The organism is Planktotalea sp. (genome assembly GCF_018607965.1).
In the GTDB taxonomy this organism is placed as follows: Bacteria; Pseudomonadota; Alphaproteobacteria; order Rhodobacterales; family Rhodobacteraceae; genus Planktotalea.
In genome coordinates this window covers 1-12,851 of sequence record NZ_JABBAM010000032.1, presented here as the reverse complement: position 1 = coordinate 12,851, position 12,851 = coordinate 1, and the positions used below count along the sequence as shown (strand labels likewise).

The window sequence follows — 12,851 nt, the reverse complement described above, 5'->3', positions numbered from 1 at the left end:
GCGCGCTTGGTTCACTTCGCAGTGTTGGTCCAAATGGTGAAAGTCGCCAATTGATCGACATCGCCTCGATCCACCTGCTTGAGGCGCGCCTCTCTGAGGTAGGCCTTGATCCAAGTGGCCTTTGGGACAGCGACGATTGGAGCGCGTACGAGCGTTACGTTGAACCCTGGATTAGACAAACCGCGCAAGAACTTGCCAAAGCAGCGCTCTCCACCTGCGCCGTCATCGACTTTGAAGCGATCATGATCGACGGTAGTTTGCCCCCGAATGTGAAGCAAACACTGGTCGAACGTACACGCCGCTATATAGCCAACCAAGATACACGAGGGCTCATTCCACCCCAGATCGAGGCGGGTGAGATGGGCCGAAAGGCACGCGAACTTGGCGCGGCATGTGGGCCAATCTGGTCGAAGTTCCTGCTCAAATCCAATGCGGGTTTGTCGACTGACTAGGCTTAGCCTTTCACCGCACCCGCAGTCAGGCCAGATACGATCTGGCGTTGGAACACCATGATCATCACAAAGATTGGCGCTGTTACTGAAACAACCGCAGCCACCGCAAACATGACGTTGCCTTTGGTTTGTGTGGTGCCAAGGAAGCTGGCAATCTTAGGGATCATCGTTTGGTTTTCTTGAGACAGCAGCATCGTGGTCACCGCAAAATCATTGTAGGCTAAAAGGAACGAAAATAACCCCGTTGTAATCACGCCCGGCCACATGACAGGGATAATCACATGTCGAAAAGCTTGGAAGCGATTGCAGCCATCTACCATCGCACTTTCGTCCAAATCCTTAGGAATATTCTTAAAGAACGAATGCAGCATCCAGAGCGTGAACGGTTGATTGATCGCGATCAACACGACAATCGCTGTCGGTAAATGGCCCCACATATTAAATTGGAAGAAGACAGGCAGATAGCCCGACACCAGCGTAATTTGGGGCAGCGCACGAAAGACCAGCGCGATGATCAAGAACCAGAATGCATATTGATGCGGAGAGCGCGAAAGCGCATAGCCGCCAAGCGTGCCTAACGTCAGCGAAATCGTGACAACGAACAGACACACCAGCGTTGAGTTAATGGCAGCGCGCCAGAAACCTTCTTGGATCCACGCGCCCTCATATCCATTTCCTGTAAAGCGTCCACCCGTCTCTACGGTCGTCATTTCCCCAGTTAGCGCGGCAGCCCAATCGACTTTGGAAAAGAAATCACCCTCAACTTTGAACGATCCCCAAAGGGTCCAAATAAATGGGAACGCGGCGAGAACGACCCAACCTGCCAAAACAATAGTCAGAAAAATCGTCAGTGATACTGGTTTGCGATGCGCAACGCTCGACATGTTCTATTTCCGCCCAAAATCGCGCCACGTGCGGATCAGCACAGGCGTCAGGAGTACGATGATCCATGCAACGGTCAACACGGATGTGGCCGCAGCAGAGGACAATTGACGGGTTTCACCGCCCAGATCATTGAAGATCGCCCAACTGAGCGAGGTCGCATGGGCAGAGGCTGCAAAGCTGACAATCGGTTCAAACACTCTGAAATTATCCATGAGTTGCATAAGCGCGATGAAGGTCGTCAGCGGTAAAAGATGCGGCAAAACCACGTAGCGAATGCGTTGTGTGCGGCTTGCGCCATCAATCATCGCGGCCTCGACGGTTTCTGTGTTCACAGTTTGCAGGCCTGCATAATAGACAATGAACGCGAAAGGGGCCGAGTGCCAAACGCCGTAAACCATCAGCATAATCCACATCAGCGGTGTCGACGCTTTGATAGATAGGTTCGGATTGCCCGCGAATTCCTGTAAGGCCGCGCCTACGATACCACGCGCGTCAACCATCCAGAACAAGATCAAAGAGCCAACCAAAGGATTGATGATCATGGGCAAAAGCGAGATAAAAATAAGCGGTCCGCGCAGGTTTTTCAGCGCACTATTGACGGCCACTGCAATCATAAACCCAAAGATAATTACCAACGGTGTCACGACGAATGTATAGGTCAGCGTGAAGGCCAAAGCCTTGTAAAATGGCAGGTTCAGCATTTGCGAACCAAAGTCGCGCCAGTTTTGGGACGCGCTCCACGCTTCGCTCACTTCGGTAACAGCTAAGTGACCGCGATCTAGGTATGTGGTGGCACCTGCGAACCGTCCAAGGGGGTTGCCTTCGCGAAGGGCTTCGGTCGCCTCTTGATCAATCATCGTAGATTCGCGGCATCCAAATGGGCCACAATTTTCAACGGTGATGATCACTTGATCGTGCGAGACATATACAGATTGTATGATGATCGACACGAGAGGCAGAAAAATAAAGAGCAACATCGCGGTTGCCGAGGGCAGGACAAACCAAAGAAATGTCTTATGCTTCATGAGGGTCTGCTTTGCTGATGAAATACTGCTGGAAAGTCGAAAAAGGGGGCAACATCGCCGCCCCCTTCATAGTTAGCTTACTGCAAGAAGCCTTTTTCACGCGCTGCGGCGGAATAGGCTGCTTCGATGTCTGCAAGAGCTTGCTCAGCGCTTTCTTTGCCCTGCAAGAACTCGGCAATGTTGTCACCAGCCGCTGTGTGCAGTAGGCCCATGAAAGGCAACATTGGATATGGTTGCGCGTTCATGCTGATCGCTGCAAACACACCGTCGTTTACGGGTGCAGGTGTGTAACCATCAATCATCCAAACCGCTTGGGACATTGTCTCATCGTTCAGAATGCTTGGGCTTGTGCCGTTCTTCATCGCGATGAATGTCGCTGTTGCATCTTCATCAGAGATGTTCTTTGCAACGGACCAGCCGTCCCACCACAGTGTTGTCGCCGGTGTAGACCCGCCCGCAACAGTCATAGGCGCGCCAACTTTGATGTTTTCGTAGACCATGGCTTCTGCACCTTCGTCATCCATCAAGCTGCCCATGCGTGAACCCCACATGTTCATCAACATCACGTTGCCTGCTTCCATTTCCGCGTTTGTCGCGTTGGAATCATGCGTGAGGTAGTCTGGGTTCATATACGCTGTCAGTGCCTTCATCATCTCAAGCGACGCAACACCTTGTGCGTTGTTTATCGCGACTTCAGCCGTGCCGGGCGTAAAGAATTCGCCGCCATGACCGATGTACATATTCACAAATTCTTCCGCAAGGTTCCAACCGGCCTTGTAAGCGCCGCCAACCGGGTTCTCTGCCACGCCCATTGCGCGCATCTTCTCGGCCGCTGCGAGCATGTCTTCGTATGTCGCTGGCACGTCCATGCCAATCTTCGCAAGAGCATCCGCGCGGTAGGCCAACGTCTGCGCGTTAGCCATGAAGGCAACCGCGTAGATTTTGCCGTCAATCGTGATCAGCTGGTTCTTTGGAATGTCTGCACCATGCGCCGCGACCAGATCATCCAGCGGACGCACAACGTCTTCGTTGATCAAGGTAACAACAGAAGAGTTCGCAATGATTGCTGTTGTGTACTCGGCAGGATTGCCCTGCATACCCGCAACGTTAATTTTTTGGTGATCCGCAGTCAGGTTTGACTTTACGTCAACCGCATCGCCCGCGCACGCCGCGGCACCCTTGGCGACAGTATGAATGGCTGGGAATTCGTTGCCAACAATGCTGACACGACCTGCATCAATGCCACATGCGGCCATTGCAGTTGTCCCACTAAGGGCCGCGAACGCTGTCGTCAGCGCGACTTTCTTCCAAATGTACATGGGTTAGAACCTCCGATTTTTGCTTTGCGACCCTCTGTTCGGGCCATCTAATCTTTTCGTATTTCGACGCGTACCTTACGAATCGCATCTCTTGTGCATACGAATGCAAACTTAAGCGATGAATCGGAAAGCTGGCAAGGAATATTTTTTACCCTTCTGCAGTAAATCCTTTCAAACAAAGGCTTGCGTGCGCGGCAGATTCGCGATTATGATTTGTGCATTCGTATGCAAAAAAGGATAACCGCATGGCCGAAATTCAGCTGCGCAACCTCTCAAAGCGTTGGGGAGATTTCGTTGGGGTCCATGACTTTGATCTAACTATCGCCGATCAGGAATTCCTTGTCCTGCTAGGTCCGTCGGGCTGTGGCAAGACAACGACCATGCGGATGATTGCAGGGTTAGAGGACGCATCAGGCGGTGATATTATCATCGACGGTAAACGCGTGAACGACCTTGATCCCAAAGATCGCGATGTGGCCATGGTTTTTCAAAGCTACGCGCTCTACCCCAACATGGACGTCTACGAGAATATCCGCTTTCCTTTGAAAGTTCGCAAATCTGATTCAGCTGAACACGACGCCCGCGTGCGCCGCGCCGCTGAAATGGTTGAGTTGACTGAGTTTCTGCATCGCCGTCCTGCAGAACTGTCCGGTGGGCAGCGCCAACGCGTTGCTTTGGCCCGCGCGATTGTACGCCGTCCCAACGTGTTTTTGATGGACGAACCATTGTCGAACCTAGACGCCAAGTTACGGGTGTCTACACGCGCGCAGATCAAGAACCTTTCGCATGAACTAAAGGTGACAACTGTCTACGTGACGCACGATCAAATCGAAGCCATGACCTTGGCGGACCGCGTGGTCGTTATGTACAAAGGCATTGTTCAGCAAGTCGCCACACCCACAGAAATCTATGACCGCCCCGCCAACGCGTTTGTTGCCAGCTTCATTGGAAACCCGGCGATGAACCTGATGGAGGGCGTACTAAGCGGCGGCACATTCATATGTGAGAACGTTAAAATCAAGGGCCTCGTTGGCCCAGACGGCCCTATTACACTTGGCTTTCGCGCAGAAGATGCTGCTCTTGCGGATACCGGTCAAATCGAGGCACCAATTTATTCATTAGAGCTGCTGGGCGATGCGACCATGGTCACCATGCGCATTGGCGGGGCCTTGGTTTCGATCAAAGCCCCCAAGACCTATCGTGCACAGATTGGCGATAAAGTTTCTGGCGCGATCCCTGCTGAAATTTGCCATCTTTTTGATTCGACAACTGGCGAACGTGTGGAAAAGGACTGAACCGATGACAATCACAATTCTTAAATCCAGCAAACCAGAATCTGAGCGCGCAGAAGACGACGCAAAGGTACGGGGCGTCGTCGAAAACACGTTAAAGGACATCGAAACGCGCGGCGACGCAGCTGTACGCGATCTAAGTGCGAAGTTCGATAAATATGAACCCGAGAGTTTTCGTCTAAGCGCGTCTGAAATCGACGCTGCAATGAACAAAGTGTCCGCGCGTGACATGGACGATATCAAGTTCGCACAGACCCAAATTCGCGCGTTCGCACAAGCCCAGCGCGCTTCGATGACCGATATCGAGGTCGAAACAATGCCGGGCGTCTTCCTTGGTCACAAGAATATTCCTGTGCAATCCGTGGGGTGTTATGTGCCGGGTGGCAAATTCCCGATGGTGGCGTCCGCGCATATGTCTGTGCTGACCGCAACGGTCGCAGGCGTCCCACGCATCATCGCGTCCGCTCCACCGATGAACGGTGCCCCCCACCCCGCAATTGTGGCCGCCATGCAAATGGGCGGTGCCCATGAAATCTATGTCATGGGCGGTATGCAAGCGGTTGGTGCGATGGCGATTGGTACACAAACGATCACACCCGTTGATATGCTGGTCGGCCCTGGAAACGCGTTTGTTGCAGAAGCAAAGCGTCAGTTGTTTGGCCGCGTCGGCATTGATTTATTCGCAGGCCCCACAGAAACGATGGTGATTGCGGATGACACTGTTGATGCAGAAATGTGCGCAACAGATTTGCTCGGTCAAGCAGAGCACGGCTATAATTCGCCCGCGGTCTTGCTAACGAACTCACGCAAATTGGCCGATGCCACAATGCTTGAAATAGACCGTTTGTTGAAAATCCTGCCAACCACCGAGACAGCAAGCGCAAGCTGGCGTGACTACGGCGAAATAATCCTGTGCGATACCTACGATGAAATGCTGACTGTCGCCAACGACATAGCATCCGAGCATGTTCAAGTGATGACAGATCGCGACGATTGGTTCTTGGAAAACATGCATTCCTACGGCGCATTGTTCCTTGGCCCGCGCACGAATGTTGCCAATGGCGATAAGGTGATTGGCACAAACCACACGCTTCCTACCAAGAAAGCAGGGCGTTATACGGGTGGTCTTTGGGTCGGTAAGTTCCTGAAAACACACAGCTATCAACGCATCACAACGGATGAGGCCGCGGCAGAAATTGGCGCATATGGGTCTCGCCTTTGTATGTTAGAGGGCTTTGTGGGTCACGCCGAGCAATGCAATCTGCGCGTTCGCCGCTACGGCGGCAAGAATGTCGCGTATGGGGCAGCTGCCGAATGAACTCTGCCGTGCTGAAATCCCTTTATGCGCCCTTTAGCAAAGCTTTGGCCGATGCCGAAGAAGGTGCGGTGCGCGCAGTCATGGCGACGCTTTTCGCGCCGGATGCATCCATTAAGATGTGCCATCCGTTTGGCGCTCTTAACGGACCTGACGCTTTTTGGCAGAACTGTCTTTCCCCATTACTGAGCGCGATGCCCGACCTGGAACGCCGCGATATTATCATCCTCGCGGGCACGACGCCAGAGGGCCAAGACTGGATTGGCGTGATGGGGAACTACATGGGTACGTTCACCGCACCCTTCCTCGGCATCCCGCCCACAGGCCACCTTGCCCATATGCGATTTCACGAATTCTATCATGTCAGCGATGGCCAGATCGTCGAGATGCAGGCGATCTGGGATGTTCCTGAATTGATGATGCAGGCGAATGCATGGCCCATGGCCCCACAACTTGGGGCTTATCTGTGCACCCCTGCCCCCATGAGCGGTGATGGATTACATGTCTCAGGCGATGGTAAAGCGACGATGGATCAAGTCATCGCGATGCTGACGGCGCTGTGTCTCTATCCTGCCAATCCCGACCCCAAAGTGATGGAGCTGGAAAAATTCTGGCATCCCCGTTTCAATTGGTATGGCCCAGCGGGCATCGGGACTGGACGCGGCATTTCAGGGTTTCGTAATTGGCACCAGATCCCGTTTCTGCGCGGCATGCCAGATCGCAAGCTAGATGCGATGGGCGATCTGATGTCCAATTGGGTGGCCGAGGGCGATTATGTTTGCGAAACAGGCTGGCCCAACATGCGTCTGACGCTGTCTGATGATGGTTGGATGGGGATTGCCCCTGCGGGTCGCGAAGTGTTGCTGCGCAGTCTGGATTTTTGGCGCATGGAGAACGGGTTGATCCGTGAAAACTGGGTGTTGGTCGATCTACTTGATCTCTATGCCCAGGTTGGCGTTGACGTTCTGACACGCATGAACGAATTCAATAAGGCCCGCAATATCGGCGCGCTCACTATTTCAAACGGCATGACGCTATGATAAAAAGCAAATCCACGTCACTGGATGTTGCGCGCCTTGCTGGAGTCAGCCAGTCCGCCGTCAGCCGTGTGTTTTCAGGTGCGTCAGCGTCCAAAGCCACCGCAACCAAAGTGAGAAAAGCAGCAGACGCATTGGGCTATCGCCCTAATTCGCTCGCGCGTGCAATGATAACAGGCAAAAGCCGGATCATCGGTCTGGTCGTTGCCTATCTGGACAATCAATTCTACCCAATTGCACTGGAACGCTTGTCCAACGCGCTTCAGGCTCAGGGCTACCACATTCTTGTCTTTATGGCTGCAAATGGTGAAGACACAGTAATCAAAGTTGTCGAAGAACTCATTGATTATCAGGTAGATGGTATCATCACCGCGTCAGTTGCAATGTCTTCAAATCTAACCCAGCGCTGCGCTGTAGCAGGTATACCTGTGGTGATGTTTAACCGTGGCCAAGACGGATCCGGGCACTCGTCGATCACGTCTGCGAATGTTGAAGGTGGTCGCAAAATTGCTGATTTCTTGGTTGCTGGTGGCCATAAGCGCATCGCCCATATCGCCGGTTGGGAGGGGTCGTCCACGGGACGCGACAGGCGCCGTGGCTTTATCGACGGTCTTGCGGATCACGATCAGCGCCCTATCGCGGTGATCGATGGAATGTTTGATCGCGACGCAGCTTGCAAAGCAACACGCGCACTTATGGCCCGCCCTGTCCCTCCAGATGCAATCTTTGTGGGCAACGATCATATGGCCTTTGCTGTCATGGACACGCTGCGCCAAGAACTCGAACTGCGTGTGCCTCAGGACGTGTCCGTCATCGGTTATGATGATGTGCCTTTGGCGGCATGGGCAGCATATGATCTAACAACCGTACGCCAACCTGTGAACCGGATGGTTGAAGCAACGATCGAAACGATCCTTGCAAAGATTGTCGACCCCGCGCGCCCCACACAAAAAATCGAAATTGACGGACCGCTGATTGTACGTGGTTCTGCGCGCATACCCAAAGGATGGACGCAATGAAGGGTTTTTCAAACCAGTTCAAAGACTTCCCCGACTATATAATCGGCATCACCAAGGAAATTTGGGAAGATCGCGGTCTTGCAACACTACATGAATATTATTCCAAAGACATCTATGTACGCTCGCCCAGCTCCTTTGTGATCGGCAACGAAAGCGTCATCGGAGCTACCATGGCGACGTTGGCGGAATTTCCAGACCGCCGTTTGCTTGGGGAGGACGTGATTTGGTCCGGCACGCCTGAGGATGGCATGCTGTCATCGCACCGTATTTTGTCAACGGCGACCCATTCAGGCGACGGCGTTTACGGCAACGCCACAGGTAAGAAGCTGCGCTACCGCATCATCGCAGACTGTCATGCGATCGACAATCAGATCAATGACGAATGGTTGATCCGCGACCAAGGCGCGATTGTGCGCCAAATGGGCTGGGATCCAAAGGAATACGCGCTTGATTTGATCGAGCGCGAAGGCGGAATTGCCACGGCAAGCAAGCCATTTCATCCCTCAATCGATCAAATTGGTCCCTACAAAGGGCGCGGTAACGACAATGAATGGGGCGCAAAATTTGCGGACATTTTGCATCAAATAATGGGGGCCAATCTGGCTGTCATTCCCAAGGAGTACGATCGCGCCGTCACCGGTTATTACCCTGGTGGCCAAGAGCTGGTTTCGACTGATGGCGTCGATACGTTCTGGACTGGCCTGCGCGCTGCGTTCCCCTCTGCTGACTTCAAGATCGAACACCAGATTGGGCGCGACGACCCGATGATGCCACCACGCGCCGCAATCCGTTGGAGCCTAACTGGCAAGCATGATGGATGGGGTGCGTTTGGCGCACCGACTGGCGCAGAGGTGCATGTAATGGGAGTGTCGCACGCAGAGTTCGGCCCTTGGGGACTGCGCCGTGAATACACTTTATTTGATGAAACAGCGATCTGGAAACAGATTGCGCTGAAGACAGGGTAACCTATGACACCGCAAGACATGGAAAAACGCATCGTACGCTACGGCGATCTGAAGCCCTGCAAAACAGCCTTTATTGATGCGCATACGCCGGGCTCGGATCAGAAAGAGAACTTTACCATCATCGGGGGCGGTGTGTCTGAAAGCCCTGATCAACACGTGCATATTGCCCTACCCCACGGCTTCAACATTGGCGCTGCGGGGCAACCGCCCAAGTGCCGCAATTCCCTGCATAGCCATCGCACAGCCGAGGTGTTCTTTGTTCTAAAAGGGCGCTGGCGCTTCTTTTGGGGCAGCAACGGCGATGCGGGCGAAGTGACGCTAGAGGTTGGTGATATCATCAACATTCCAACAGGGATTTTCCGAGGTTTCGAAAATATCGGAACCGATTACGGAATGATCATGGCGATCCTTGGCGGTGACGACGCAGGCGGCGGCGTTATTTGGGCACCGCAAGTGATTGAAGACGCACAGGCACATGGATTGGTGCTGGGCGACAATGGCAAACTTTATGATAGCAAGAAGGGCGACACTTTGCCGGATGGGGTCGCGCCCATGCCGACCCTCACCGAAGCAGAAATGCAGTCATACCCTGAGTTGAGCACAGCCGATGTGATCCCACATTATATCGCACGCTACCTCGACCTCTATGGTCTGGCAGATCGAAAACCTTGCAAAGTCATCGGCGAGAACGGCAAATTAAAAGACCGCCCCGGTTTCGAAGTTGATCTGATCACGCGCGGCTCTGCCAGCGCGGCGATGCATACGCATGATCGTCCGTCTGTTTTGATGCCCGTCACAGGCCATTGGCGCGTTGATTGGGACGGTGGCACAGCAACGCTTGCCCCTGGTGACACGATGAGCGTGCCAGAAAACATCCCCCACCGCGCGATGCCCTCAATAACGGGCGAAGCGGCGTTGTATCACGTTGTTGGCACAGGCGATTCAGCTGGCCCGACGTGGACCCCACAGGTTTAGATTGAAGGACAAAGATATGAGCAAAATTCTAGCGAGCCACGTCGGCTCCTTGCCCCGCACCCAAGACGTCGTCGATTTCATTTTCGCACGTGAGCGCGAGGACAAATACGACCTTGCCGCCTTTGACGCCTGCATGACGCAGGCCGTGTCTGAGACCGTGCGCAAGCAGGTTGAAGCAGGCATTGATATCGTCTCTGACGGCGAAACCTCCAAGATCAGCTATGCCACATATGTGAAGGATCGCTACACGGGCTTCGCTGGCGATAGCGAACGCAACGCGCCAGCCGATCTTAAGTTGTTCCCTAAATTTCTAGAACGCCTCGCCGACGATGGTGGGACACCGCAATATGCACGACCCATGTGCGTCGGGGATGTGAAATCCAAAGGCCAAGGCGAGCTAGAAAAAGATATCGCAAACCTAAAGGCCGGCATGGCAGAACACGGCGCAAAACGTGGCTTTATGAATGCGGCCTCACCCGGTGTAATCTCGTTATTCTTGCAAAACTCTCACTACAAAACGCGTGAAACCTACTTGGCAGCCCTCGCGGACGTGATGAAGACGGAGTACGAAACGATTGTGGCCTCTGGCCTTGATCTACAACTCGATTGTCCCGATCTCGCGCTTAGCCGTCACATGCTGTTCATGGATATGTCGGACGATGAATTCCTGAAGATCGCACAAACTCATGTGGATGCGTTGAACCATGCGCTTAGCGATATTCCTGCTGAAAAAGTTCGTCTGCACATCTGCTGGGGCAACTATGAGGGCCCGCATGTCTGCGATATTTCGATGGCCAAGATGTTTGACACCTTGATGTCTGCAAAACCAAGCCAAGTTCTGTTTGAAACCTCTAATCCCCGACACGGCCATGAATGGGCAGTGTTTCGTGATCGCAAGGCGGATATCCCAGATAACAAAATCCTTGTCCCCGGCGTTGTCGACACAACAACGAATTTCATCGAACATCCTGATCTAGTGACACAACGCCTTGAACGCTTTGTGGATATCGTCGGCAAAGACCGTGTGATCGCTGGGTCTGACTGTGGCTTTGGCACCTTCGCTGGCTTTGGAGCTGTTGATCCTGACATCGCCTATGCAAAGCTGAAGTCACTTGCCGACGGCGCGGCACAAGTTGGATAACCTGATGGATGACACCCTACTTACGCTCTTGCGCAGCGTCGATACCCCGAGCATTTGCAACGCGATCGAGGTCGCGCAGGGCGCACGTGGGTTCAACGGGTTCACGCGTGGCACAATGTTGTGTTCTGCTCCAAATGAGGTGATGGCAGGCTACGCCGTCACCGCAAAAATTCGCGCTTTAAGCCCACCTAAAGAAGACGCCGACGTGATCCGTGCGCGACGCATGGCCTATTACAAAGCGATGGCAGATGCGCCCAGCCCGTCGGTCGCCGTTGTTGAGGATCAAGATTTTCCTGACTGCATCGGGGCCTATTGGGGCGAGGTCAACACGACCATCCATAAGGGTTTCGGCATGTCAGGCGCTCTGACAAATGGCGTCATGCGCGATTTGGGTGACATGGCTGCGGACTTTCCCGTTGTCGCAGGATCAATCGGCCCAAGCCACGGATTTGTGCATGTCACCGAACTTGGAACACCCGTCACGATCTTTGGATTGACCGTCGCACAAGGCGATTTCGTACATGCGGATCGTCATGGGGCAGTCGTCATTCCACCAGACGTGTTGCCACAGATCGGGGCGTGTTTGATCAAGATGCAAGACACTGAAAAGCTGGTTTTGGAACCTGCACGCCAAGCCGGCTTTGATTTCGAAGCATTCGAGGCCGCGTGGGCCGCTTTTGAAAAAGCACGGACCTAAGTTAGCGCACCCTTTACAGCAGCAAGCGCAGCATCGGATGCTTTGGCCAATAGCATTGTGTCCGTTGCACAGGCGACAAACGTGAAACCATCGTTCAAAAGCTCCACTGCAAACCCCGTGTCCATAACAAGCGTTCCAACTGGAATCCCCTGATCCATCAAGGCCCGTGCCGCGGGTTTAATCAACGCCCACACATCTGCATGCATCGGCTGACCAACCAACCCGATGTCTGCCGCAATATCTGCAGGCCCAAAGAAGATACCACTGACACCCTCCACCGTACCTATCTCGACCGCCCTCCCAACCGCCGCGGCGGTTTCGAGTTGAAGGATAACGGTCGTTTCCGCGTCCACAGAGCCAACATAGTCCGTGACACGTCCAAACTTCGTTGCGCGCGTTCCACCAGAAACACCGCGAATGCCATGGGGTGGGTAACGGGTCGCGGCCACCGCTTTTTGTGCTTCTTCAACCGTTTGAATCATTGGAAACAAAAGCCCTTGCACGCCAAGATCCAGAAGGCGTTTGACGATCACAGGATCGTTCCATTCGGGTCTCACAATTGCGGTTGTGTTACTGGCAGAAAATGCCTGCAATTGTCCTAGAACGCTGAAATAATCGTTCGGGGAATGCTCCATGTCGATCAAAGCCCAGTCGTACCCTGCAGGCGCGGTAACCTCCGCGGCAAACGGCGTTAGGGTCAGGACTCATAACCAAAAGATGACGGTTGCA

The 12,851-nt window shown here is 53.6% G+C and carries 12 protein-coding genes and 1 pseudogene; 9 read left to right on the top strand and 4 right to left on the bottom strand.

Annotated features, from left to right (window positions below; translation table 11 throughout):
• Window positions 1-452 (top strand): annotated as a pseudogene (locus tag QZ279_RS02295) (sugar kinase); the annotation flags it as partial.
• A gap of 2 nt (window positions 453-454) precedes the next feature.
• Here QZ279_RS02295 and QZ279_RS02290 read toward each other — a convergent pair.
• The 3 genes from QZ279_RS02290 to QZ279_RS02280 all read right to left on the bottom strand — a co-directional run bounded on the left by QZ279_RS02290 (window position 455) and on the right by QZ279_RS02280 (window position 3,681).
• Entirely contained in the window at window positions 455-1,336 is an 882-nt protein-coding gene (locus QZ279_RS02290; RefSeq protein ID WP_293447391.1) for a carbohydrate ABC transporter permease, read from the bottom strand.
• 3 nt (window positions 1,337-1,339) lie between these two features.
• On the bottom strand, window positions 1,340-2,362 hold the full coding sequence (locus tag QZ279_RS02285) for a sugar ABC transporter permease (RefSeq protein WP_293447388.1): 1,023 nt from the start codon (window positions 2,360-2,362) through the stop codon (window positions 1,340-1,342).
• Window positions 2,363-2,439: 77 nt separating this feature from the next.
• Window positions 2,440-3,681, bottom strand: coding sequence for an extracellular solute-binding protein (locus tag QZ279_RS02280; protein WP_293447386.1), 1,242 nt, complete (start codon window positions 3,679-3,681; stop codon window positions 2,440-2,442).
• Window positions 3,682-3,926: 245 nt separating this feature from the next.
• Here QZ279_RS02280 and QZ279_RS02275 point away from each other — a divergent pair, with 245 nt between their 5' ends.
• The 8 genes from QZ279_RS02275 to QZ279_RS02240 are packed head-to-tail and all read left to right on the top strand — an operon-like array spanning window position 3,927 to window position 12,122.
• Window positions 3,927-4,976 (top strand): ABC transporter ATP-binding protein, encoded by a 1,050-nt coding sequence (locus QZ279_RS02275; protein ID WP_293447383.1) that lies wholly within the window; start codon window positions 3,927-3,929, stop codon window positions 4,974-4,976.
• 4 nt (window positions 4,977-4,980) lie between these two features.
• Window positions 4,981-6,291 carry a histidinol dehydrogenase gene (gene hisD, locus QZ279_RS02270; protein WP_293447381.1) on the top strand — a complete coding sequence of 437 codons (1,311 nt, stop codon included), beginning with the start codon at window positions 4,981-4,983 and terminating at the stop codon, window positions 6,289-6,291.
• Window positions 6,288-7,328 (top strand): ester cyclase, encoded by a 1,041-nt coding sequence (locus QZ279_RS02265; RefSeq protein ID WP_293447379.1) that lies wholly within the window; start codon window positions 6,288-6,290, stop codon window positions 7,326-7,328. The genes hisD and QZ279_RS02265 overlap by 4 nt, the downstream gene beginning before the upstream one ends.
• On the top strand, window positions 7,325-8,344 hold the full coding sequence (locus tag QZ279_RS02260) for a LacI family DNA-binding transcriptional regulator (RefSeq protein WP_293447377.1): 1,020 nt from the start codon (window positions 7,325-7,327) through the stop codon (window positions 8,342-8,344). Before QZ279_RS02265 ends, QZ279_RS02260 begins: the two co-directional genes overlap by 4 nt.
• Entirely contained in the window at window positions 8,341-9,309 is a 969-nt protein-coding gene (locus QZ279_RS02255) for an ester cyclase (RefSeq protein ID WP_293447375.1), read from the top strand. Before QZ279_RS02260 ends, QZ279_RS02255 begins: the two co-directional genes overlap by 4 nt.
• Before the next feature lie 3 nt (window positions 9,310-9,312).
• Complete coding sequence (locus tag QZ279_RS02250; RefSeq protein ID WP_293447373.1) at window positions 9,313-10,284, top strand: cupin domain-containing protein; 972 nt, start codon at window positions 9,313-9,315, stop codon at window positions 10,282-10,284.
• 16 nt (window positions 10,285-10,300) lie between these two features.
• Window positions 10,301-11,425: a cobalamin-independent methionine synthase II family protein gene (locus QZ279_RS02245; RefSeq protein WP_293447371.1), complete on the top strand. Its 1,125-nt coding sequence runs from the start codon at window positions 10,301-10,303 to the stop codon at window positions 11,423-11,425.
• A gap of 4 nt (window positions 11,426-11,429) precedes the next feature.
• Entirely contained in the window at window positions 11,430-12,122 is a 693-nt protein-coding gene (locus QZ279_RS02240; protein ID WP_293447369.1) for an RraA family protein, read from the top strand.
• Here the strand turns inward: QZ279_RS02240 and QZ279_RS02235 are convergent.
• Entirely contained in the window at window positions 12,119-12,823 is a 705-nt protein-coding gene (locus tag QZ279_RS02235) for an aldolase/citrate lyase family protein (protein WP_366513824.1), read from the bottom strand. The genes QZ279_RS02240 and QZ279_RS02235 overlap by 4 nt on opposite strands.
• Window positions 12,824-12,851 lie beyond the last annotated feature (28 nt).

Coding starts and splice junctions, on each gene's coding strand:
- QZ279_RS02290 (WP_293447391.1), bottom strand. CDS start 1,336: ATGTCGAGCGTTGCGCATCGCAAACCAGTATCACTGACGATTTTTCTG.
- QZ279_RS02285 (WP_293447388.1), bottom strand. CDS start 2,362: ATGAAGCATAAGACATTTCTTTGGTTTGTCCTGCCCTCGGCAACCGCG.
- QZ279_RS02280 (WP_293447386.1), bottom strand. CDS start 3,681: ATGTACATTTGGAAGAAAGTCGCGCTGACGACAGCGTTCGCGGCCCTT.
- QZ279_RS02275 (WP_293447383.1), top strand. CDS start 3,927: ATGGCCGAAATTCAGCTGCGCAACCTCTCAAAGCGTTGGGGAGATTTC.
- hisD (WP_293447381.1), top strand. CDS start 4,981: ATGACAATCACAATTCTTAAATCCAGCAAACCAGAATCTGAGCGCGCA.
- QZ279_RS02265 (WP_293447379.1), top strand. CDS start 6,288: ATGAACTCTGCCGTGCTGAAATCCCTTTATGCGCCCTTTAGCAAAGCT.
- QZ279_RS02260 (WP_293447377.1), top strand. CDS start 7,325: ATGATAAAAAGCAAATCCACGTCACTGGATGTTGCGCGCCTTGCTGGA.
- QZ279_RS02255 (WP_293447375.1), top strand. CDS start 8,341: ATGAAGGGTTTTTCAAACCAGTTCAAAGACTTCCCCGACTATATAATC.
- QZ279_RS02250 (WP_293447373.1), top strand. CDS start 9,313: ATGACACCGCAAGACATGGAAAAACGCATCGTACGCTACGGCGATCTG.
- QZ279_RS02245 (WP_293447371.1), top strand. CDS start 10,301: ATGAGCAAAATTCTAGCGAGCCACGTCGGCTCCTTGCCCCGCACCCAA.
- QZ279_RS02240 (WP_293447369.1), top strand. CDS start 11,430: ATGGATGACACCCTACTTACGCTCTTGCGCAGCGTCGATACCCCGAGC.